This window comes from Bacillus sp. FSL K6-0972 (assembly GCF_037976035.1).
Taxonomy (GTDB): domain Bacteria; phylum Bacillota; class Bacilli; order Bacillales; family Bacillaceae; genus Bacillus; species Bacillus haynesii.
Map to the genome: position 1 here is coordinate 315619 of NZ_CP150260.1, position 24098 is coordinate 339716.

Sequence of the window (24098 nt, forward strand, 5' to 3'; positions counted from 1 at the left end):
GGTGCTTTTTTTAGTTGTTGCTTTTAAGGAAGCTTGAGAAGTATTGTTCGGTCTTGTAATTATCAGCATCCATTTTCCATTTGTCGTTTTTTGATTTTTCAAGCTTGACTTCAACGGTTTTCTCACTTGAAGTCGCCTGTGCTTTTTTGATTTCTTCACTCATGATGTCAATCGCAGGATTGATCAATTCATCTCTGGACATGAAGTTTTTGCCGCTGTCTTTCACATAGTCCTCCAGTCTTTTCTTCACTTTCTTTTGGACATCTGTATTATCGATTGGCGTAACGGTTGCCTCAACAGTTGCTTCATCGCCTGAGATTGTTTTTGTAACTGCTTTGACTTGAGATTTTTCTTGATAAGCGTTTTGGATGGCGCTGATCAGTTTATTCAATTTCTTTTTATCCACATCTTCTTCATCATAATATCCTAAAGAGCGAACGATTGATTTTTGAGCGCCTTCAAGGTAATCGGTAACGACTTCACGTTTGTTTTCGTCGACCAGTTTATCAAAGTTATCATTGTCTTTGCCGAAAATCGTTACATCTGTGTAAGCGAGCAAAGCTTTTGCCGGATCTTCAAGTTTTTTGGCCGTTTTCAGCAAATCGTCGCTGCCGCCGTCGATCTCGAATTTGACAGGATCTGCTTTATTTTCACCGTACATGTCAGGAGTGTATTCAAGCTGAAACTTCTTGCCTTTTTCAACGATGTAATAGATATTTCCGTCGACTTCTTTATCGGAATTCAGCGTGGAAGAGCGAAGCCTTTTGTTTCTTTCATCATATACGCTGACGTCCGACATTTTTGAGTCGCCTTCGTAAAGGCTGAATTGGTTTTTATCAACCATTAATGGTTCTTTCCCTGTATTTTTCACGGAAACATTGATCTTTAGTATAAGTTCATTTTCGTGCAGGTTTGTTGATGAATCATCCGGAAGCGTATATTCGGAGCTTAGTATTTTAACTTCTGCATTATCTGCTTTTTTCGTATCTTCTTTCTCTTCGCTCGCACTTTTGCTGCCTCCGCAGGCTGTTGACACGACTGCTACAATCATCAAAAGCATCATCAGAAAAAACTTTTTACTTCGCATGGTCTGTCTCCTTTTTTATTATTTTTTTCAATGTTATGTAAATGAAAAGAATGAGATGGTCAGGGTATAAAGGCCCTTCATCGGGACAAACCTTACTCAAGTCCCGGTCATTTCATTTATCTAACAGTGAAAATTTGATTATAATTCTTCCTTTTTCCTTAGTTTCTTTAAAAAAACAGAAACAACATCACTCATTTTAAGGTTTGAAGAATCAATAATAAATAGGTGTTAAATACTAATTTTGGTCAATGATTTGCAAGATTAGGCATGTTTTCAAACTTTGGGTAGGAATAAGAGACTAAAACTAATGACTTACAATTCGGTGCATTGAATTGAGGTTTACCCATTTTTTGCTTTGGCCAAGACAAGTCAGAGCAGGTAAAAAATATAAGTGTTTTGTTTGGAATCAGTCCTTTTGTTGATGAATTTTGAAATTGGAGCATGATAGATAAAAAGTCCCGTTTCCGGGTTTCCTTAACCTAAGCTTAAAATTTAGTAGATCAATCGTCGCAGAAACGCCGGTTTTGATGGTTTAAGGCTTTTCTATGGTCAGGGAGATGGAGGCATAAATGGGGAATGCAGCCGGGAGCCCCGGCTGCATATTTGGAGACTCGGATTTTTACTTAATTCCGATTATCATGGCGATAACAATCGCGGCTGCACCGATGATGATCCAGCCTGCGACCAACTTCCAGACAAACTTGACCCAGCGTTCATAAGGGACGCCTGCGATTGACAGTGAAGCCATCAATACACCGGAGGTCGGGATGATTGAGTTGGTGATTCCGTCTCCGTATTGATACGCGAATACGGCAATCTGACGTTCGAACCCCAATAAATCGGCCAGCGGCGCCATAAGCGGCATCGTTGTGGCTGCCTGTCCGCTTCCGGATGGAATAAATGTGTTAATCACGATTTGCACGGCGAACATGCCGATGGCGCTTATTTCGTTCGGAAGCGTGCTGATTGCTGAAGCAAGGCTGTTGATGATCGTATCGATAATATGTCCGTTTTCCAATACGATGACGATGGCACGGGCGAAGCCGACGATCAAAGCTCCGTATACAACCTGTTTCATGCCGTCGACAAATGAATGGAAGGTGTTGTTGATGCCGAGTCCTCCCGCAAGGCCGGCGGCAAAGCCGATGATGAGAAACCCGGCCGACAGCTCGCTTAAAAACCACCCCCATTGAAATACACCGAACATATTGATGCCGAAGCCCAATGCTGTAATCAGCAGGACGAGGCCATGTTTTCCAGTGAAAGAAAGGTCAGCGTGTCCTGCGGCAGTCTCTTCATTCATCTCTGTTTCGCTTCCATACATCAAACCTGTATTTGGGTGCGCTTTGACTTTTTGGGCGTACCGCATCACATAAAAAATGGAGAAACCGAGCATGGCGGCATAAACGGCCAGTCTATAACCGAAGGCGCTAAACACAGGGACTTCCGCAATTGTCTGTGCGATTCCGACTGTGAACGGGTTCAACATGCCACCGGTGAATCCTGCAGCCGCGCCTAGGGAAATCATCGCCAGTCCGGTCATAGAATCATAGCCAAGCGCTCTTGCAACAGCGATTCCGATCGGAATAAAAATAATCGTCTCTTCAGACAAACCGATCGTTGCGCCTCCGATGGAAAAGACGAACATGGTGACGGGAATCAGGAGGAAGCCGCGTTTCTTCAAACGCTGTACCAGCACATGGACACCTGCACGAATCATGCCGGTCTGATGGATGATGCCGAAAGCTCCGCCTATTAAAAAGATGTAAAAAATAATATCCGCCGATTGAATCATGCCTTCCGGTATGGCTTTAAACATTTCGAAAAAACCGACCGGGCCGGCGTCAGTCTGCTTGTAGCTCCCTTGTACGATAACCGTTCGGCCGTCTTCTTCAACCCGCTCAAATTCTCCGGATGGAATGAAGTATGAAGCCAGTGCAGCTAAAATGATAATGAAAAAAATCAAAGCATAAGTATGAGGGAAGTGCAGTTTTGTTTTCTGGGGAGTGCCATTGCTCATTCCGTTCGTCTCCTTTATAATGTATTAATATTCATAGAATTATATATTTAAACATTTTGAGGATATGAGCTTTACTTTGTCAACCCTGGAAAAGAACTTTCGGTAATGGAGAAGGGAGAACCGTTATGAAAAAACAAATTGAGAAAGAGATCGAAAATATTCGTGAAGAGCTGCTGCATATCAGCCAGTATATAGGCAATCATCCTGAACTGGGGCACGAAGAATTCAAAGCTTCAAAGATTCTGTCCGAGGAACTGAAAAAACACGGTTTTCAGGTGGAATTAGGAACATGCGATCTTGCGACGGCGTTTACGGCCGAGTTTGACAGCGGCCGTCCCGGCCCTTCCATCGGTTTCATGGCTGAATATGATGCATTACCTGACCTTGGCCATGCCTGCGGGCACAATTTGATCGGCACGATGGCAGTCGGCGCCGCAATCGGCATCAGCAAAGTCATTGCCTCGTGCGGAGGGAAAGTGTACGTTTACGGAACGCCTGCGGAAGAGACGAAAGGCGGAAAAGTAACCATGGCCGAACAAGGGGTTTTTGATCACTTGGACGCCGCTATGATGGTTCATCCGTATTGCAGGCATGAAAAAAGCGGGACATCGCTGGCGATGGATGCGATCCAATTCGAATTCTTTGGAAAGGCCTCGCATGCGGCGGGAGCACCTCACGAAGGAATCAATGCGCTAGATGCCGTCATTCAGACATTCAACGGCATTAATGCGCTCAGACAGCATATTCTCCCTGATGCCCGGATTCACGGGATTATTCCGGAGGGAGGGAAAGCGGCAAATGTTGTGCCGGATTATGCGGTTGCCCAGTTTTATGTCAGAGGAACGGAACGGGCTTATGTCAATGAACTGCTCGATAAAGTGAAAAATTGTGCAAAAGCAGCCGCGCTTGCGACTGGAGCCCGGCTTGAGAGCTCTTTTTATGAGCTGTCTTACGATGATTTGAAAACAAATGAAACGCTGTCAGACGCTTTCACACAAAACATGATTGAGTTGGGCGTCGACCCCGAATCGATTCATGAAAAAGCGGACGGAGGAGGTTCGGTTGATATGGGGAATGTCAGCCAGATCGCACCTTCCATTCATCCTTATGTACAAATTTGCGATGAGCCGTACGCGTGCCACACACCCGAGTTTCGGGAGGCGGCCATGAGCAGCCAAGGGTTCGAAGGCTTGATGCTCGGCGCAAAATCTATGGCATTCACCGCATATGATGTACTCACCAATGAAAAGCTGCTGAAAAAAATAAAGGAAGAATTCAACCTTTTAAAACAATAGAAGGTCAGAAGAGGGAAACGGGGTTTCCCTTTTTTTAATGCAAAAAAACGCAGAAGAAAATCTAACATATGAATAGACAGCGGATACATGCATTTTAAACTGGTATGAAAGAGAGGAGGAAAGAGAAAATACATATATAAATAGCGGATTTCGCAGCAGGGAGAGATCAAAACATGACGAAAAAACGAATGTTATTTATTGTGTTAGGCTTATTGCTTTTGATCAATGCCGGGTGCTCCGGTTCAAACGAATCTCGAAATGAAACAAAGGCCCGGGCGGAGACAGAAACTGCGTCAGCTAAGACTGCTCAAGGAAATGAGAGCCTGCCAACATAAGAATTTTAGCTACAGGGGGGACGATTGCCGGAGCGAATCAGTCCAAATCGTCGACGACCAATTATAAAGCGGGTGCAGTCGGGATTGATACGCTCATCGAAGCCGTTCCGGAAATGAAGGATATCGCGAATATCAGCGGGGAACAAGTGGCAAACATCGGCAGCCAGAATATGACCAACAAAACACTCCTGAAATTGAGCAAACGCGCAGCGAAGCTTTTAGCTTCCGATGATGTCGATGGAATTGTCGTCACTCACGGAACGGACACTTTGGAAGAAACGGCTTATTTTTTAAACCTCGTCCTCAAAAGCGATAAACCTGTCGTTGTGGTCGGGTCCATGCGGCCTTCCACAGCGATCGGAGCCGACGGACCTGCCAATCTGTACAATGCCGTAAAGGTCGCTGCGAGCAAGGAAGCTCACGGGAAAGGAACCATGGTGGTGCTGAATGACCGGATTGCTGCTGCAAGGTATGTGACGAAAACCCATACGACAGCTCCTGATACTTTCAAGTCGGAAGAAATGGGTTACCTCGGCAATATTGCTGACGACATTTATTTTCATAATGACATCACGAAAAAGCATACGGAAGATACAGATTTTAATATTTCCAAGATTAATCGGCTTCCTCAAGTCGACATTATATACGGGTATCAAAACGACGGGCGCCATCTGTTTGACGCTGCAATCAAGGCGGGAGCGAAAGGCATCATCTATGCGGGAAGCGGAAACGGTTCAGTCTCCGACGAGGCGAAAAAAGGGGCAATCACAGCGGTGAAAAAAGGGGCGGCAGTCGTCCGTTCCACACGCACGGGCAGCGGGGTCGTCACGCCCAACCCTGATCTTGAAAAGGAAAACATATTGGCTTCCAACTCTTTGAACCCGCAAAAAGCCCGGATTTTGCTGATGCTGGCGCTGACCAAAACAGATGATCCGAAAAAGATCCAGTCCTATTTTGAAGAATATTGACGAGAAGCCGCCGGGATCCCGGCGGTTTTTTTAAAGGTCGAGCGCTAAGCGGACCATATCGATGCAGCGCATGCCGTTTTCGTATATCGGTTTCTCGTAATGTCTCAGGAAAAAGTCGCGGTCGATGCCGGTGATTCTAAATCCGCATTTTTGATAGAGCGCCAGCTGGCCGATGCTTGAATTCCCGGTTCCGATTTCAATCGTCTTAAATCCTTGAGATTTTGCCGTTTCAATCGCATGCATAACCAATTGTCTGCCGATTCCTTTTCCCTGCAGCTCCTCTTTGACGGCGATATTGACGAGCTCTGCCGTTTCAGGTCTCGTCGGCAGCAACACATAGACACCGGCAATCCGGCGGTCGATTTCGGCTGTAAAGCACTGTCCCCGTTTGAGATAATCGTTAACCAGTTTTTCGGAAGGGTCTGCCGTCAACAGTAAATCAAGCGGCGGCTCATGTTCCGGATGTAATCTCTGAATATTCATTTCACTCATCTCCTTTTGATCTAAACTGAAATCATTGAAATCCCCAAAAGGCTCATGCACAATAGTAAATACAAGCGAACAGTAAGGTGAGGTACTGATATGAATATATCTGACTATATAAAGCATGACGCAGTTGCTTTATCTAAGCTTATCAAACATGGGGAAGTAACGGTGAACGAATTAATCGACGCTGCTTTTTCCCGTCTTGAAGAAGTTAATCCAGAACTGAATGCGGTCATTCGGACGAGAAAAGAGCAAGTCAAAAATGAATGCAAACAGCTTGATATCAGACAGCAGCCGTTTGCCGGGGTGCCGATCCTTTTAAAGGATATCTCCCAAGCGATGAAAGGAGAGCCGCTTACAGCCGGTGCCAAGCTGCTTTCATCTTATCAACCAAAGCGCGATTCGAATTTCGTCGCTAAATTGCGCGGTGCCGGTTTTTTATTTCTCGGTCAAACAAATACGCCCGAATACGGATTGAAAAATATTTCTGAGCCTGAATTATATGGGCCGTCGCGAAATCCCTGGAACACCGATTATTCACCCGGTGGTTCAAGCGGCGGTTCTGCTGCTGCGGTGGCGGCCGGAATCGTTCCCCTTGCAGGGGCCAGCGACGGGGGAGGCTCCATCCGGATCCCCGCTTCCTTTACCGGGCTATTCGGTCTGAAGCCGACCCGGGGCAGAACGCCTGTAGGACCGGGCGCCGGACGGCAGTGGCAGGGGGCATCGATCGATTTTGTGCTGTCCCGTACTGTCAGAGACAGCGCGGCGCTCCTAGATATTCTGCAAACCGTTCAGCCTGAAGCGGCTTTTCAAACGCCTTTATTTCCAGGCCATTATGAAGAGGATATGAAAAAAGGGTTGGAGCGCCCTTTGAAAATCGCATTTTCTGTAGAATCACCCGTTGGAACGCCTGTCAGTGATGAAGCCAAACAAGCCGTCCGCCGTACCGTTCGATGGCTGGAAGCGCAGGGACACCATGTCGAAGAGCAGACGAACGGCGTTGATGGACTCCGGTTAATGGAGAACTACTACTTAATGAACAGCGGCGAAATTTCCGCGATGATCCTGGGAATGGAAAAAACGCTTGGAAGAGCGATTACTGTTCAGGACGTTGAAATTGTCACATGGGTGTTGAATGAAGCGGGCAAAAAAGTGTCGGCAGCCGAATTTACGGCAAGCCTTGCTTCCTGGGATCAAGCAGCTGCACAAATGGCGGCGTTTCATGAGACCTATGATCTGTATGTGACCCCGGCAACGGCTTACCCTGCTCCAAAGGTCGGCGAGCTTACCCATATAGAAAAAGAAGCCGAAGCGCTTCTGAAAGTGAGCGAGCTGGAAAAAAGTGAGCAACAGTCGCTGATTTATCAAATGTTTTTGAAAAGCTTAACATTTACACCATTCACACAGCTTGCCAACTTAACCGGACAGCCTGCAATGAGCGTCCCGGTTCACCTGACAAATGAAGGTTTGCCGCTGGGCGTTCAAGTGACGGCTCCGAAAGGAAAGGAACATTGGCTGCTTCGCACCGCCCATTTATTAGAGCAATCAGACTTATGGATCGGAATGAAAGGCAATCCGATGCTTGGCAGTCTGTAACTGCATAAAAGAAGACCGGCTGTTAATCAGGCCGGTCTTCTTTTGTATCGTACAGTTTTTCAAGCTCGTCAACCAATGTTCCGACATACGCCACAGCCTGGCGGACCGGTTGATCCGTCGACATGTCAACACCGGCGTGTTTCAACAGGTCCAGCGGCTTCATTGTACCGCCTGCTTTTAAAACGTTCAGCCATCTGTCGACGGCAGGGCGTCCTTCTTCTTTGATCTGCTGCGAGACGATCGTCGATGCTGTCAGCCCGGCTGAATAGGTGTAAGGATATAACCCCATGTAATAGTGTGGCTGTCGCATCCATGTTAAACCTGCTCCTTCATCAAGCTTTACTCCGCTGCCCCAGAATTCGGACAGTACGGCGGTGGTTTGTTCAGACAGTACGGAGGCGGTAAGTGCACACCCCTGTTCGGCAAGTTCGTAGACTCTCCGCTGATATTCCCCTTCAAGCAGATGGGTGACGAAATTATGGTAATACGTGCCCATCAGCTGGTTGATGACCCAGCGCTTCATTTTCGGGTCATTTGTTTTGGAAAACAAATGCTGGGCGAGAAGCATTTCGTTCATTGTAGAAGGCGCTTCAATGAAATATAGGGACGGTCTGACGTTCATGATGCGCTGTTTGCGGTTTGCGAAGTAGAAATGGCCGGCATGACCGAGTTCATGGGCAAGTGTAAAGGCATCCCGCATCGTATCCGTCCATGTCATCAAAATGAAAGGATGCACCCCGTACGGGCTTGAACAAAACGCGCCCGTAGATTTGCCGATATTGTCAGCGAGATCAATCCACCGCTCAGTCAAGGCGGTCTTCATGACTTCCGCGTACTCCGTTCCCATCACTTGTAAAGCGTCCAAGATCATGCGGCCGGCCTGTTCGAAAGTCGTCTTTGGACTGAAGTCGTGATCGAGCGGAGCCTGCAAATCGCAGAAGCGCATCTCGTCAAGGTCTAATACGCGTTTTTTCAAGGCGGCATACTTGCGCATATGAGGTGCAAGTTCGTTTTTAATCACATCAAGCTGGTTGTGGTACATTTCGAGCGTGACGCTTTGCGGCTGAAGAAGCATATGGGTGACGGATTCATATCCGCGCAGCCTTGACATACTGACCTGTTTTTTGACTTCTGTTTCATAGATGGCGGCGATGGTGTTTTTGTATGTTTGCAGGGTATTTGTAAAGGAATCAAATGCGGTTCTGCGAATATGCGTATCAGGAGAGAACATGTATTTTCCTTCATATAACGCGAACGAATTAGCCAGCTCATTGCCGTTCCGATCCTGAATCGAAGAAAATTGCATATCCGCAAGCTTCGCCATCCCGAAAATTTTGTACGGTGCATCATGTACTTCGCCTAAAACGGCTAACGCTTTCTCTGTTTCGGGAGCAAGTTTATACGGCTTGCGCTCTATTATCTCCATCAGCATTTTGCTGAAAGGCTCCAGTCCTTTCTCGCTTTTTATGTACGTCTCCACTTGATTTTCAGGGAATTCGAGAATTTCCGATTGGATAAATGAAAGCCCGGCGTTTAGTTTTGCTCGCAGCGCGGCCATCCTTGAAGCGTCAGCTTGGTTGACGGGGTTTGTCAAATCTTCGGACTTTCTGAGGTGAGTATAGGCGGCGGCCCGGACTAGACGCTCTAGTAGTTTCTCCTGCAGGATTAAACAATCGAGCAACACGTCAGCTCCTTCGTGAAGCCTTCCTTTAAAAGAGCCGATGGATATGAGATCTTCCTCAATTTTTACAAGTGCGTCTTCCCAAGCTTCATAAGAATAAAATAAATCAGTAAGATTCCAAGTCAGTTCCTGCGGCACCTCAGAGCGCTTCGGTCTTTTTTCTGCCACTTTTTCCAATGTACAGCCTCCCCTTGAAAATATTTCGTGTTTCTAATTAATTATATAAAAGACGGCAGCAGAATGAAATAAAAAACGACGGCTTCTGAAGAAACCGTCGCAAATCGTCCGCTTATTGAGCATTGCGGTTTCGTCCGCCCATGCTTCTCATGACGAGGCTGACGATGAAGATCAAAATGATCGCCCCGATCAAGGCCGGTATGATATTAAATCCGCCGATCATCGGACCCCAGCGTCCCAAAATCATGGAGCCGAGCCATGAACCGATAAATCCCGCAATAATATTTCCAATGATTCCTCCGGGTACATCACGTCTGATAATGAGGCCGGCCAGCCAGCCTAAAATTCCGCCGATGATCAATGACCAAATAAATCCAAACATTGAACAATCCTCCTTGTTTTTTAGACATTTTCAGCCTTATACCTATCTTTTGGAATTCATGAATAAATATACAAATTTTTTTCTAAATGAAACCATTCAGGCGAACAAACGTATGGAATACGGACACCATGAACAGGCATAAGACTCTTAGATCAAGAGAGGAGAGTAAGATGAGACAGCCCTTAAAGGAATTAAAAGGTTTTCGGGCATTTGCCTCGGAAAAAATGAAAGAGTGGAACGTTCCCGGAGCCGCAGTTGCAGTCATTAAGGAAGACGAGATCATCATGGCGGAAGGGTTTGGATTCAGGGATAAAGAGCGGAAATTAAAGGTGAACCCGGAAACGGTATTTGCGATCGGTTCCGCCTCCAAGGCATTTACAACGGCGGCGATGGCGGTTTTGGCTGATGAAGGGAAAATGGAATGGGACAAGCCGGTAAGGGAATATCTCCCGGAGTTTAAGATGCATGATCCGGTGGCAACTGAACGGATGACTCCCCGTGATCTGGCGTGCCATCGTTCGGGCCTCCCAAGACACGAAATGATGTGGTACAATTCTTCCTTCTCAAGGGAGGAGCTTTTCAGACGGATCCGCTACCTTGAGCCGAATCAGGATTTTCGATCAAAATGGCAGTATCAGAATCTGATGTATATGACGGCCGGTTATCTTGCGGGAAGAATAGCGGGGACGACATGGGAGGATCTTATTCATGAGCGGCTTTTCAAACCTTTGCATATGACATCCAGCAGCTTTTCGGTCGAAGATATGCAAAAGCTTTCCGATTTTGCCTTTCCATATCAAGAGAAAAACGGAACGGTTGAAAAAATTCCTTTTCGCAATATCGATGTGATCGGGCCGGCTGGATCGATTAATTCCAATGCTGTGGATATGGCAAATTGGGTGCTGCTTCAGCTTGGCAGCGACAAATTCAGCGGGATTTTATCAGAGGGAAGCCTTCATGAACTGCATACGCCTTGCATTTCCTGCGACTCTATTATTAAAGCGAAGGAACTTCCGGTCTGCAGCTATGGGCTCGGCTGGTTTGTTGAACCGTACCGGGGTCGCCATATGATTCATCATGGCGGAAATATTGACGGTTTTTCATCGCTTGTCGCTTTCATGCCTTATGAAAAAATCGGGATTGTCATTTTAACAAATATGAACGGCAGCTTTCTTCCAAATGTTCTGGCGTACAATATTTTTGACCGCTTGCTTGGATTGGAAGAGATCGACTGGAACGGCCGGCTGAAAGGTGAGGCGGAAAAAATAATGAAAGCCGCTTTAGGGGTGGATCGAACTGCGGATCTTACCAAAATTGAAGGAACGAATCCTTCTCATGCCCTGAAGGACTACACAGGTGTATACGAGCACCCCGGCTACGGAGAAATCAAAATAGAGCTGAAAGACGGTATGTTACAGGCGCTCTTCAATTCGTTTGTTATGCCTTTGAAGCATTATCATTACAATATATTCGAGATGAAAATGCCGCTCACGGAGATGGCGATGCTCGCATCCTTTGGCACTGATATACACGGACATATCAGCCGCCTTTCCGTACCGTTTGAAATGGCGGAAGGCGCTGGAGAAATCGAATTTGTCAGGAAGCCGGATCAGCAATTGTACGATCCTGAATTTCTTGCTTCTTTAACAGGGGAATATGCATTGGAAGACGGAACAAATGTCGTTGTGTCTCTCAGAAACAACCGGACTCTCTGGGTTTCATTGCCCGGTCAGCCTGATTACGAACTTGAGCCTTACCGTGAGTTGACATTTCAAATCAAAAATCTGCCGGGTTTCAGCGTCCGATTCGAAGCCGGCGATTCCGGACATGTAACAGGTTTGCGCTTCATCCAGCCGAATGGAGAATTTCCTGCTGTCCGGAAATAGCAGCAAAGGACATATTTCGATTTATTTCCCAAGAAATATACACGTGTGAGCCGGCCTATTCACTCCTTGACGGCTTCCAGTAATAAATCCGCCAGATGAACGGCTCTCACTTGGTCTGTAAGACCTGCTCGTTCAATGCCGAGCTTCATTTGCAGCAGACATCCGGGATTAGCTGTAACGATTGTAGCAGCCCGGGTCGCTGCTGCTGCTTCCATTTTAGTATCGAGAATTTTCATCGACATTTCGGATTCGACAATGTTATAAATGCCGGCTGATCCACAGCAGCTTTCGGCATTTTTCATTTCCTTGAATTCAATGCCCTTGATGCTGCGAATAAGGTGTCTCGGCTCAGCAGAGGTTTTCATGACATTTCGCAAATGGCACGAATCTTGGTAGGTGACGATTTGCTGCGGCAGTTCAAGGGATTGCTGTTCAAAGTTCAGTTCCAACAGGACGGAAGAAAAGTCTTTCAGTTTCCGTGTGAAAGATGCTGCCCGTACCCGCCATTCAGAGTCATCTTTCAGGAGATGATCATATTCCTTTAAAAATGCTCCGCATCCGCCTGCATTTGTCACAATAAAGTCCGCGTTTGAATCCTCGAATGCCTGAATATTTCGCTTTGCGAGCAGGATGGCCTCAGACTTTTCGCCGCTGTGTCCGTGGAGGGCGCCGCAGCAGGTCTGCTGTTCGGGAATGATGATCTCGCAGCCGGCCAGCCGCAACAGCTCGATGGTTGCCGTATTCGTATCTAAAAACAACGTATCCATGAGGCAGCCTGAGAAAAAGGCGGCCCGTTTTTTTCTCTCCCCGATCGCAGGAAGCAGGTGCGGCCGTTTTTTCAGCTGCTTCATATCGGGAACTTTCGGCAAAACCGCCTCCATTTTCGCGAGATGGTCCGGCAAAAGCCGAAGCAAGCCCGATTTGCGAATCACGTTTTGCATGCCGGAACGCTGATAAACGCCGAGCATTCCGGTCAGCGCCCTGATTCTGTTTTGGTGGGGGAAAAGCCCTTTGAATACTGCACGGCGAAGCACTTTAACCGGGAAGGCGTGCTTTTTGTTCTGCTGAATAATATCCCTCGCTTCTTCAAGCAAGCGCCCGTAGTTTACGCCTGACGGACATACAGGTTCACACGCGCGGCAGCCGAGGCAAAGCTCCAGTGACCGTTCGACATCCTCATCAGGTTCGATCGTCCCGTCGACGACCGCTTTCATGAGCGCGATGCGTCCGCGCGGCGAATGGCTTTCTTGAAAACCGGATTCGATATAGGTGGGGCATGACGGCAGACAGAAGCCGCAGCGCATGCAATTCAGCAGCTCTTCTTCATCCATTCTTTGTTTAAATTGCTGTTCAATGACCTTTCTTTCGTTAGCTGTCGTCATCTTGTCACCACCACCCGCTTGCGGAAGTCTTTCGCAAATATCTTCCCGGGATTCATGATGTTGTTTGGATCCAATGCCTGTTTTACCGCCTTCATGGCGGCGATTCCCGCTTTGCCCAGCTTCAGTTCCAAATAGGGGGCTTTCATTTCGCCGACCCCGTGTTCTCCGGTGATTGTTCCTCCCAGTTCAACCGCTTTTTTAAAGATGTCTTCAAAAGCCTGTTCGACCCGTTTCATTTCTTCACTGTTTCTGACATCTGTCGTACATGTCGGATGAAGGTTGCCGTCGCCTGCGTGCCCGAATGTACAAATCGATATTTGGTGCTTTTCGGCGATCGTATTAATCGCCTTTACCATTTCGGCAATTTCAGAGCGCGGTACCGTGGCATCCTCCAGAATGGTCGTCGGCTTTAAACGGGCTAAAGCCGAAAGTGCGGTGCGGCGGGCCTCCCGAAGGTTTTCTGCTTCAGATTCTGTTTGCGCAGTTTGAACGGACACAGCATTTCCTTTTTTGCATATCTCTTCAATCACGGCAATGTCACGGCGAACTGCTTCTTCGGTGCCGTCCTGTTCGATCAGGAGAACCGCTTTGGCATGGACGGGAAGGCCGATTTTCGCAAAGTCTTCGATCACCTGAATCGTGGGTTGATCAAGAAATTCGAGTGTCGTCGGAATGATTTTGTGTGCGATAATATTTGAAACAGTTTGGGCTGCAGAGTCGATATCTTGATAGAGAGCGAGGACGGTTTTTTTTGTTTCGGGTGCCGGGATGAGTTTTAATGTTGCTTCAGTGATGATGCCGAGCGTTCCTTCAGAACCGACGAACAGGCGCGTCAAATCATAGCCGGCAACATCTTTGGCCAGCTTGCCGCCGGTGCGGATGATGTCCCCGTTTGCAAGAACGATTTCCAGCGCCATGACATAATCGCGGGTCACTCCGTATTTCAAGCCGCGGAGGCCGCCTGAGTTTTCGTTGATATTTCCGCCGATTGTCGAGATCTTCATTGAGCTCGGATCGGGCGGATAAAATAATCCCTTTTCTTCAGCGGCGTGAATTAAATCAAGCGTGATCACGCCAGGCTGAACGGTTATCGTTAAATTTTCTTCATCGATTTCTAAAATTTGATTCATGTGCTTAAACAGGAGGACAATTCCCCCTTCAGTCGGGCATGTGCCGGCACAAAGGTTAGTACCTGAACCTCTCGGCACAATCGGAATGCGGTGCGTGTTGCAGATTTTCACGATTTGCGATACTTCTTCTTTGCTGCGCGGGGCAATGACCGCGTCAGGCATTGATTGAAACTGGGGTGTCGCATCATAGGAATAGACGAGCCGTCCGGCGTTCGAATCGTCATAATTGGCAGAGCTGACAATCTCAATCAGCTGGGATCTCACTTGTGAGGAAATCATGTATGATCACATCCTTTACCAATTATTATACAAAAACAAACGCTTTCAAAAAATCATTCTTTTAAACTTCAAATATAAAAAAGAACCCGTTTTCAAAGAAAACGCGGTTCTTTGCAGGAGGATCAGGTTGCAAGACTGATTGCTTGATTCAGCACTTTTGCTCCGTCCATCATTCCATAGGCCATTTGGTCAATGACGGCCACGGGCGTATGATACGGCTCGGCACGCTCTGTCATTTGCCCTTTTAAATACCGGACCTGCGGACCAATCAGTATCACATCAATTTCCTCCAGATGGCTGGGCAAATCTGCCTCCGCATACGCATTAATTTCGGCCTTCAATGAACGGCTTTTCGCTTCTTCCCTCATTTTTTTCACCAATATACTCGTAGACATTCCGGCTGAACATACAAGTGCGATCTTCATTCTCCTCTTCCTTTCCCAAGCTCTTGATATAAATGAATCATTTCTTTCGCCAAATCTTTTACAGTCATGGCTGTCATTAAATGGTCCTGCGCATGGATTAATAATAGATTGGGTGAAAGGCCTTCCCCTTGTGCTTCTTTTTGCAGGAGGCGGGTTTGTGCCTGATGCGCTTGGCTCAGCTCCGACTCTGCTTCTTGTATCTTTTGATACCCGGTTTCCCATTCGTGATGTTTCACAAGCTGTAACGCTTCCATTGCAGAAGAACGCGCATTTCCGGCGTGAAGGATGATTTCAAATGAGACCTGTTCCAATTGAAGTGTATCTGCCATAACATTCACTCCTTATTTATTCGTTTTCTGTCTGGTGCAAGGCGGAACGTTCTGCCGCTTTTATAAACGGGAGGTAGAGCAGGGTGGCCAGCACCAGGTTGAAGATTTGCAAAAAGACCCCCCGGACTGATCCCCCGGTGACGAGATATCCGCTGACAATCGGCGGCGTCGTCCACGGAAGGATCGCCACAGTTTTCGGGACGAGACCGGAAGCCAAAGCGATATATGACGTAATCGTCAAAATTAATGGAATCAAGATAAACGGAATGAACATGATCGGATTTAATACAATAGGAAGGCCGAACAGAACGGGTTCATTGATATTAAAAAGGCCGGGTGCAAGAGATACCTTTCCTATCGTTTTGTAGTGCTTCGATTTTACGGCAATTAAAATGCCGGCAAGCAGTGCCAATGTTGTTCCAGATCCCCCCATAAATACGTAAGAATCGAAGAAAGGCTTTGTCACAATATACGGCACATCAAAAGCGCTCATTCCTTGCGAGAATAAGTGTTGATTTTCCTGAATGAGCGGGAGGTAGACGGATTCCATGATCGGGCCCAGGATGTTTGTTCCATGCAATCCAAAGAACCAGAGTAAATGATTCAAGAAAGTAAAAATCAAGGCTGACCCAACCGTGTTGGAAAGGCCTTGAAGAGGCTCTTGAATCGTGCTGAAAACAAGCTCATGGATGCTTTGCCCCGAAAAGTGAACGATCAGAGCATTACATAGCCCGGCAGTGGATAAGATGACGGCAGCCGGCAATAGAGCATTCAAGGATTTTGTGACGCCGTCAGGCACCCCTTCAGGCATTTTGATTTTCAATTTCTCATTTTGGGAAAACAGCCGGAAGACTTCTGTTGACAGCAAAGCCACGATTAAGCCGACGAACAGGCCTTGGGCTCCCAGCCAAGTCATTGAGAAGCCAAAGTCTTCAGTGGTCGGCGTAAGCACAGCGAATGCGCCAATCCCGATTAATGCGGCAGACAGACCATCTGTGTGATATGACTCGGCCAGCTTGAAGCTGACTGCCGCAACGGCTAAAAGGCTCAACAGAGCAAAAGAGCCATTCCATATCGCTCCGCCGACAGCCGTCCATCCCTCACCGAAAAGACCGGTCATAAAATTTTGAAACGCCGGTATTGGAAAATTATTGACCAGGATGGCGAGGGAACCGATGATGATAAGAGGCATAATGGCGATGAATCCGTCGCGTATTGCAATCAGGTGCCTTTGGGAACCGATCCTTCCGGCGATCGGCATGATGTTTGATTCGATGAATGCCATCATTTTATTTTGTTTCATGAGCACGGACCTCCTCAAAAAATTGCGGGAGATAACGTTTATGAGCCTCGAGCATTTCATCCAGTACCTTTTGAGCTTTGTGATCAGAAGATACCAATGGATTGGTAATCATCGCTGAGTATGCCGTATTGTAATCGCCGGTGACCGCAGCTTCAATCACTAATTGTTCAAATTTTTTCATCAGGATGATCGGCCCGCTGATGGCATCGGGCAGTTTTCCGACGGTCAGAGGAATCGGTCCGCTTTTTGTAATGACACTGTTGACTTCGATCACCGCATCATCGGGAAGGTCTGGTATGCTTCCTTTATTCAGTGTGTTCACGGTCTGAACATCCATTGAATGATGATAAAGCGAGTTCATTAATGAGCAGGCTGATTCACTATAGTAAGCCCCGCCGCGGCCTTCCAGTTCTTTAGGTTTCTCATGGATCTCGGCGTCTTTGTATTTCTCAAACAGCTGCCGCTCCACTTCCATGACGGTTTCTGCGCGCGTCCCTTTGTTATTGTACGCTTCGATATCTTTCGCGAGCGCATCTTCATGTTGATAATAGTACTGATGATACGGGCTCGGAAGCATGCGTAACGACCGCAAAAATTGGCGATTCCACGGCAGCGCCGCAATATTGGAAGGCGAGTAGCCGAAATGATTATTTAACAGATGCTCAATCGTCTCTTCCGTCCGGTCGATCCCGTCGATCCATACTCTTTTTCCAAAAACAAAATGGTTGAGGCCCGCGAATTCAATCATGACGCGGCTCACATCCACGGCGAATATTTCTGCGATGCTATTTTTCATGTTGTAAGGAATATTGCATACCCCGACGACCTTTTGATGAGGTCCGTGCTTCAGCAAAGCTTCCGTCACGATGCCGGCCGGATTGGTAAAGTTAATCAGCCATGCTTCTGGACAAATCTCTTTGATATCGCGGGCGATATCCAGCATAAAGGGAATGGTGCGCAAAGCTTTAAACATGCCGCCCGCCCCGTTTGTTTCCTGGCCGATCAGACCGTGGCTGAGCGGAATTTTTTCGTCTAAAGCTCTCGCCTTCAGTCCGCCGACTCTGATTTGAACCGTGACGAAATCGGCGCCTTTCAATGCTTTTGCCCGATCTATTGTATGGCTCAGTTCGATGGGTATCCCCGCATGTCTGATCATTCGCTTCGCAAGCTCTGAGACGATGCGAAGTTTTTCTTTGCCCTCCTCGATATCAACAAGTACAATCTCATTCACCGGAAATTGATGATGCCGTTTGATGATGCCTTCAATGATTTCTGGTGTGTAGCTGGATCCTCCGCCTATAACAACTACTTTCAGCGCCATAATCCCCCTCCTTAACTCTCTTTTTATGAAAGCGCTTAACACAATTGAAACTTAACATGTTACAACAAATTTGTCCATACATATTTGTTATAACAAATTGTTTTTTTGGGAAACTTTTTGTGTTATTCTATAATTACGAACTCACCCCAAAGGAGAAAATGTATGGCGAAACAACCACAGCTCCACAGTCAAATTAAACAAGATATTGTAGATAAGATTGAAAGCGGTTATTATCCGCCGGGCAGCCTGTTGCCGACGGAGTCCGAGTTTTGCAAAATGTATGATGTCAGCCGGACGACGCTGCGGACCGCATTGAATCATTTGCTTATGGAAGGGGCTATTTACCGAAAGCAGGGAAAAGGGACATTTGTCGCCAAAGGAAAAGTAAAGCAGATCTTAAGCTCCAGCAGCCTCCGCTATGCAGAACAATTGAATGCTCAAGGCTTTAAACCGAAAATCAAAGTTGTTGATTTGCAAAAAATAAAGCCGTCTGAAAAAATCCAAACCCGCCTCGGAATCGATGCTGAACAAATGGTCTATCAAGTAAAAAGAATCCGTTATGCAGACGATGAAGAAATCCAGTTTGAAACCGCCTATATCAGAGCGGATCTTGTCCCCGAAGTAACGGAAGAAATGGCGAATATCTCACTTTACCAGTGCATCAGCAGGCAAGGAAACAACATTAAAAGAACAGAAGAACAAATCAAAATTGTGATTTCTGATGAGGAGATCGCACAACATTTAAATATTACACAAGGCACACCTTGCTTCCAGATATCGACGCAAACATTTTTGGCGTCTGAAGAAGTCGTCGAGTATTCTATGGCCTATTTTCGCGGTGACCGTGTTGAGTTCTTCATTGAACGTGATTATGGACAAAGGGGGAAATGAAAGGGTGAAATCTCTAATCATAAATGCGGATGATTTTGGATTTTCAAGGGGAGTCAACCTTGGAATCATTGAAGCTTTCCAGCACGGAGTGCTCACATCGACTACGCTTATGGTCAATATGCAAGAAGCGGAGCATGCCGTTGAACTCGCACGGCAAAATCGTGAACTCGGAGTCGGCGTCCACTTGACATTGACGGCCGGGCGTCCGATTCTTGGCGGACTGTGTACGATAACAGATGAGGAAGGGAATTTTCGCAAGCTTTTGAACTACCAGGGTTTCTTCGACATTGACCTTGAGGAAGTATATCGAGAGTGGAAAGCGCAAATAGAGAAGGCCTTGTCCTGCGGTTTAAATCCGACACATATCGACAGCCATCATCATATTCATACATACGGAAATCTCCCTGAGGTGTATGTAGAGCTTGCAAAAGAGTATGACCTGCCTTGCAGAAAGGTCAATCATGACCAGCCTTCACTATGGAAGGGTGTAAGATCGAACGATGCTTTTGAGCTGAAAGTCGACCGATTGAAGGATCTATCGAGCTTCTTTAATGACTATCAAGACGCAGCAGTGATTGAAGTGATGTGCCATCCGGCTTACGTCGATAAATGTCTGCTTGAGAAATCGTCCTTCCATTATCCTCGGGCATATGAACTTTCACTACTGACGGAACCTTCTCTCAAAGCGGCTTTGCAACAATGTCCGGATATTCGCCTTACGTCTTACGCCTGTCTATGAAAGAGGCGCCGCTTCTATTCCGTGGCTTTTCGCCTGCAAATAAGACTTGAAATGGGATAGAAAGCGGCGGGTTTCATCAATTTCTTTATGTTGACAGTTCAGAAAATTCTGATTAATATAGATTTGTCATTACAAATTTTGTGAGCCCTTCACCACTAAAAAGTCTTCTTTTATACACAAATGTATAGACATCTATACTTGTTTCACTCTCTGTACAACCAGCTCTTTCTGAAATCACGATGTCAATCTCACTTTTGTAAGCGTTTTCCCTTGTTAGCTTCAGCGTATCTGCAGCTATTAGATGACAAGGAAAAATATAAAACCAGCAAAAAAGGCGGTGAGGAAAAAGAGAGTTCTAGTTTCATGGCTTGCCAAAAAAATTGCATGAAAAGGAGATGAAAATCGTGTTGATCAACAAAAGCAAAAAGTTTTTCGTTTTTTCTTTCATTTTTGTTATGTTGCTGAGCCTGTCATTTGTGAATGGGGAAGTTGCAAAAGCCGATTCCGGAAAAAACTATAAAATCATCGGCTACTATCCATCATGGGGTGCTTATGGAAGGGATTTTCAAGTTTGGGATATGGACGTTTCGAAAGTCAGCCACATTAATTATGCTTTTGCTGATATTTGCTGGGAGGGAAGGCATGGGAACCCTGATCCGACAGGCCCCAATCCTCAAACGTGGTCATGTCAGGATGAAAACGGAGTGATCGACGCGCCAAATGGAACAATCGTGATGGGCGATCCTTGGATTGATGCACAAAAGTCAAATCCTGGGGATGTCTGGGATGAACCGATCCGCGGCAACTTTAAACAATTGTTGAAGCTGAAAAAGAGCCACCCTCATTTGAAAACGTTCATATCGGTCGGCGGGTGGACTTGGTCTAACCGCTTTTCAGATGTCGCGGCAGATCCTGCGGCAAGGGAGAATTTCGCCGCTTCGGCCGTTGAGTTTTTAAGGAAATACGGGTTTGACGGGGTCGATCTTGACTGGGAATATCCGGTCAGCGGAGGATTGCCGGGGAACAGCACACGTCCGGAAGATAAAAGAAATTACACGCTGCTCTTGCAAGAGGTGCGCAAAAAACTCGACGCTGCAGAAGCAAAAGACGGCAAGGAATACTTGCTGACGATCGCATCCGGCGCAAGTCCCGATTATGTAAGCAACACTGAGCTCGATAAAATTGCTCAAACTGTGGATTGGATTAACATTATGACCTATGACTTTAATGGGGGATGGCAAAACATAAGCGCCCATAATGCACCGCTGTTCTATGATTCAAAAGCGAAAGAAGCAGGCGTCCCAAACGCTGAGACCTACAACATTGAAAACACTGTGAAACGCTATAAGGAAGCCGGTGTCAAGGCCGACAAATTAGTGCTTGGAACACCGTTCTACGGAAGAGGCTGGAGCGGTTGTGAATCCGGCGGACACGGAGAATATCAGAAGTGCGGACCGGCTAAAGAAGGGACATGGGAAAAGGGAGTATTCGATTATTCAGATCTTGAAAAGAACTATGTGAATCAAAACGGCTATAAAAGGTATTGGAACGATCAAGCGAAAGTGCCGTTTTTGTATAATCCGGAAAATGGCAATTTCATTACTTATGATGATGAACAATCATTCGGCCACAAAACGGATTTTATTAAAGCAAACGGATTAAGCGGAGCGATGTTCTGGGATTTCAGCGGCGATTCCAATCGGACGCTTCTCAATAAATTGGCAGCCGATTTAGATTTTGCACCGGATGGAGGCAATCCTGAGCCGCCTTCATCGGCACCTGCGAATGTGCGTGTAACCGGAAAAACTGCTACAAGTGTCAGCCTGGCGTGGGATGCGCCAAGCAGCGGAGCAAACATTGTGGAATATGTCGTGAAATTTGAAAACCGGTCGATATCTGTAAAAGAAACATCAGCGGAGATCGGCGGCTTGAAGCCGGGTACGGCCTACTCATTTACAGTTTCAGCAAAGGATTCGAATGGAGAGCTCCATACCGGACCAACGGTAGAGGTCACGACAAATTCTGACCAAGCATGTTCATATGACGAATGGAAAGAGACGAACGCATACACAGGCGGAGAGCGGGTTGCATTTAACGGAAAAGTGTATGAAGCGAAATGGTGGACGAAAGGCGACCGGCCGGATCAATCCGGTGAATGGGGCGTATGGCGGCTGATCGGAGGCTGCGAATAAGAGAAAGTCCAATGGATAGAAAACGGTAAAGAGAGATTTGGGAAAAAGCTTCTCACGTCTCTCTTTATGGACAAAGGAGTCTGAATAAACATGAAGATAGCCGCTTCATCTTTTTTATCCTGTATGCTGCTCCTCGCGCTTTTTATCCCGAACGGGCACATTTCCGCAGAGACTTCAAACGAAAAACCGGACTGCCGTCCGGAAGGGCTTTGGGACTCAGGCGTTGAACATGTGCCGTATTGCGATGTATACGACCAGGAAGGCCGTGAAAAGCTAGCCAATCAGTTAGATCGGAGAATCATCGGGTACTTTACGAGCTGGCGTACAGGAAAAGGCAATCAAGATCGTTATTTAGTAAACGATATCCCCTGGAAGTACTTGAGTCACATTAATTATGCGTTTGCCCACATCGGGGAAGATCATCGGATTTCAGTCGGAGATGAGACAGATGAGAACAACCCGTCTATCGGGATGACCTGGCCGGAGCATCCCGATGTAAAAATGGATCAAACCTTGCCGTATAAGGGGCATTTTAACGTTATTCATCAATATAAAGAGAAATACCCGGATGTAAAAGTGTTGGCGGCTGTCGGCGGTTGGGCCGAAACCGGCGGTTATGTTGACAAGGACGGGAAGCGAATTCCAAGCGGCGGCTTTTACTCGATGACAACGAATGGAGACGGATCTGTAAACCACAAGGGTATTCACACCTTTGCAGAATCGGTCGTTGCGTTTCTCAGAAAATATGAGATCGATGGAATCGATATTGACTATGAGTACCCTACATCGATGCAGGATGCAGGGAATCCGGCAGATTGGAACACCGCCAATCCGCGGCGCAAGGGGTTAAATAAAAGCTTTGAGGCATTGATAAAAATATTAAGAGAAAAGCTTGATCAAGCGTCCGCTGAAGATAGAAAGTACTACATGCTGACCATTGCAGCGCCATCATCGGCATATCTACTAAGGGGGATGGAAACGTTTAAGCCGCTTCGATATGTCGATTATGTCAATATCATGTCCTACGATCTTCATGGAGCCTGGAATGAGTTTGTCGGACCGAACGCTTCTTTATTCGATAACGGCGAAGATGCCGAACTCAAGCAGGCCAACATTTATACTACGCCGGAATACGAAGGGATCGGATATTTAAATACGGACTGGGCTTACCATTATTTTAGAGGGGCAGTAGAATCGGGGCGAATCAATATCGGTGTTCCTTATTATACGAGAGGCTGGAAGAATGTGAACGGCGGAGTAAACGGGTTGTGGGGAAGAGCCAAAAGTACAGATTGTCCTCAGGGACTCAGGCAATGCGGTGACGGAGCAACCGGAATCGATAATATTTGGCACGATAAAGATGAACAGGGGAATGAAATTGGAGCAGGGACAAACCCGATGTGGCACGCCAAAAACCTTGAAAAGGGCATTGCCGGTTCTTATTTGGAAAGGTATGGATTGAGCAAGGCTGATTTGACAGGCGCTTATAAAAGGCATTATGACGCAGGGCTGGCAGCGCCTTGGCTTTGGAATCCAGAAAAGAAAGTGTTTCTATCGACAGAAGATGAGGAATCGATCAAAACGAAGGCTGATTATGTCGTTGATAAAGGAATCGGGGGTGTCATGTTTTGGGATTTGAGCGGTGATTATGACTGGTATCCCGAACGAAACGGCAATAAAGGAGAATACGATATCGGCAATACCTTAACGAGAACGCTATATCACAAATTCTCAGATACAACACCATATGATAATCGGCTCAGCACATCGCCTTTGCCTGATGAATCACTGGATGTAGACATAGAGTTGACGAACTTTCCGTTAGGAGATCAAAATTACCCGATCCACCCGGTAATGAAGCTGATCAATAACAGCGATGACACGATTACGGGAGGTTCTGTTATCGAATTTGATGTGCCGACATCCACTTCCCCTCGGTTTGGAAGCTGGAGCGGCGATCAGGTTGAAGTGATTTCTAAAGGGCATAGGGGACCGAACATTGGGGGACTGACAGGAGATTATCACCGTATCGGAGTGACTCTATCAAGCCGGAAGACCATTAAACCGGGCGAGACAGCGGAGTTTCAGCTTGTCTATTATTTGCCGATCAGCGGTCCTTCAAATTTCACGATATCAATAGATGGCAAAAAGTACAGGCTTAAAGGAAATTAAGTATGCAGCAGTTAGATGTGAC

The 24098-nt window shown here is 46.7% G+C and carries 18 protein-coding genes and 1 pseudogene; 8 read left to right on the forward strand and 11 right to left on the reverse strand.

Going from position 1 to position 24098, the window contains the following annotated elements:
* Positions 1-10: 10 nt before the first annotated feature.
* Positions 11-1087, reverse strand: coding sequence for a DUF4352 domain-containing protein (locus MKX80_RS01790; RefSeq protein WP_154998032.1), 1077 nt, complete (start codon positions 1085-1087; stop codon positions 11-13).
* A 619-nt stretch (positions 1088-1706) separates the two neighbouring features.
* A complete protein-coding gene (locus MKX80_RS01795) occupies positions 1707-3107 on the reverse strand; it encodes a Na+/H+ antiporter NhaC family protein (protein ID WP_154998034.1) in 1401 nt (466 codons plus the stop codon).
* 125 nt (positions 3108-3232) lie between these two features.
* Here MKX80_RS01795 and MKX80_RS01800 point away from each other — a divergent pair, with 125 nt between their 5' ends.
* Complete coding sequence (locus MKX80_RS01800; protein WP_154998036.1) at positions 3233-4402, forward strand: M20 family metallopeptidase; 1170 nt, start codon at positions 3233-3235, stop codon at positions 4400-4402.
* 173 nt (positions 4403-4575) lie between these two features.
* A pseudogene (locus MKX80_RS01805) lies at positions 4576-5705 on the forward strand (type II asparaginase).
* Between the two features lie 30 nt (positions 5706-5735).
* Here the strand turns inward: MKX80_RS01805 and MKX80_RS01810 are convergent.
* Positions 5736-6188 carry a GNAT family N-acetyltransferase gene (locus MKX80_RS01810; RefSeq protein WP_154998040.1) on the reverse strand — a complete coding sequence of 151 codons (453 nt, stop codon included), beginning with the start codon at positions 6186-6188 and terminating at the stop codon, positions 5736-5738.
* A 99-nt stretch (positions 6189-6287) separates the two neighbouring features.
* Between MKX80_RS01810 and MKX80_RS01815 the strand changes: the two genes are divergently transcribed.
* Positions 6288-7787 (forward strand): amidase, encoded by a 1500-nt coding sequence (locus tag MKX80_RS01815; RefSeq protein ID WP_268342934.1) that lies wholly within the window; start codon positions 6288-6290, stop codon positions 7785-7787.
* A gap of 22 nt (positions 7788-7809) precedes the next feature.
* Here MKX80_RS01815 and pepF read toward each other — a convergent pair whose 3' ends face one another.
* Both pepF and MKX80_RS01825 read right to left on the reverse strand, forming a co-directional pair.
* Positions 7810-9645 carry an oligoendopeptidase F gene (gene pepF / locus MKX80_RS01820; protein WP_268342933.1) on the reverse strand — a complete coding sequence of 612 codons (1836 nt, stop codon included), beginning with the start codon at positions 9643-9645 and terminating at the stop codon, positions 7810-7812.
* A 112-nt stretch (positions 9646-9757) separates the two neighbouring features.
* Positions 9758-10027 carry a GlsB/YeaQ/YmgE family stress response membrane protein gene (locus MKX80_RS01825; RefSeq protein WP_017474015.1) on the reverse strand — a complete coding sequence of 90 codons (270 nt, stop codon included), beginning with the start codon at positions 10025-10027 and terminating at the stop codon, positions 9758-9760.
* A 170-nt stretch (positions 10028-10197) separates the two neighbouring features.
* Here MKX80_RS01825 and MKX80_RS01830 point away from each other — a divergent pair, with 170 nt between their 5' ends.
* Positions 10198-11913 (forward strand): serine hydrolase, encoded by a 1716-nt coding sequence (locus MKX80_RS01830; RefSeq protein ID WP_268342932.1) that lies wholly within the window; start codon positions 10198-10200, stop codon positions 11911-11913.
* A 59-nt stretch (positions 11914-11972) separates the two neighbouring features.
* Here the strand turns inward: MKX80_RS01830 and MKX80_RS01835 are convergent, their stop codons facing one another.
* The 6 genes from MKX80_RS01835 to MKX80_RS01860 all read right to left on the reverse strand — a co-directional run bounded on the left by MKX80_RS01835 (position 11973) and on the right by MKX80_RS01860 (position 18082).
* Positions 11973-13295 carry a (Fe-S)-binding protein gene (locus MKX80_RS01835; RefSeq protein WP_268342931.1) on the reverse strand — a complete coding sequence of 441 codons (1323 nt, stop codon included), beginning with the start codon at positions 13293-13295 and terminating at the stop codon, positions 11973-11975.
* A complete protein-coding gene (gene glcD, locus MKX80_RS01840; protein ID WP_216930708.1) occupies positions 13292-14704 on the reverse strand; it encodes a glycolate oxidase subunit GlcD in 1413 nt (470 codons plus the stop codon). Before glcD ends, MKX80_RS01835 begins: the two co-directional genes overlap by 4 nt.
* A 122-nt stretch (positions 14705-14826) precedes the next feature.
* A complete protein-coding gene (locus MKX80_RS01845; RefSeq protein ID WP_154998052.1) occupies positions 14827-15129 on the reverse strand; it encodes a PTS sugar transporter subunit IIB in 303 nt (100 codons plus the stop codon).
* Complete coding sequence (locus tag MKX80_RS01850; RefSeq protein ID WP_154998054.1) at positions 15126-15458, reverse strand: PTS lactose/cellobiose transporter subunit IIA; 333 nt, start codon at positions 15456-15458, stop codon at positions 15126-15128. The genes MKX80_RS01845 and MKX80_RS01850 overlap by 4 nt, the downstream gene beginning before the upstream one ends.
* A 16-nt stretch (positions 15459-15474) precedes the next feature.
* Positions 15475-16761, reverse strand: a complete 1287-nt coding sequence (gene celB, locus MKX80_RS01855; protein WP_154998056.1) for a PTS cellobiose transporter subunit IIC — start codon at positions 16759-16761, stop codon at positions 15475-15477.
* Positions 16748-18082: a 6-phospho-beta-glucosidase gene (locus tag MKX80_RS01860; protein WP_268342930.1), complete on the reverse strand. Its 1335-nt coding sequence runs from the start codon at positions 18080-18082 to the stop codon at positions 16748-16750. The genes celB and MKX80_RS01860 overlap by 14 nt, the downstream gene beginning before the upstream one ends.
* 162 nt (positions 18083-18244) lie before the next feature.
* Here MKX80_RS01860 and MKX80_RS01865 point away from each other — a divergent pair, with 162 nt between their 5' ends.
* The 4 genes from MKX80_RS01865 to MKX80_RS01880 all read left to right on the forward strand — a co-directional run bounded on the left by MKX80_RS01865 (position 18245) and on the right by MKX80_RS01880 (position 24076).
* Positions 18245-18973, forward strand: coding sequence for a GntR family transcriptional regulator (locus tag MKX80_RS01865; RefSeq protein WP_154998060.1), 729 nt, complete (start codon positions 18245-18247; stop codon positions 18971-18973).
* 4 nt (positions 18974-18977) lie between these two features.
* Positions 18978-19712, forward strand: coding sequence for a chitin disaccharide deacetylase (gene chbG / locus MKX80_RS01870; RefSeq protein WP_154998062.1), 735 nt, complete (start codon positions 18978-18980; stop codon positions 19710-19712).
* 404 nt (positions 19713-20116) lie between these two features.
* Positions 20117-21904, forward strand: a complete 1788-nt coding sequence (locus tag MKX80_RS01875; RefSeq protein WP_234113131.1) for a glycosyl hydrolase family 18 protein — start codon at positions 20117-20119, stop codon at positions 21902-21904.
* Between the two features lie 90 nt (positions 21905-21994).
* On the forward strand, positions 21995-24076 hold the full coding sequence (locus MKX80_RS01880) for a glycosyl hydrolase family 18 protein (RefSeq protein WP_268343162.1): 2082 nt from the start codon (positions 21995-21997) through the stop codon (positions 24074-24076).
* Positions 24077-24098: the final 22 nt, after the last annotated feature.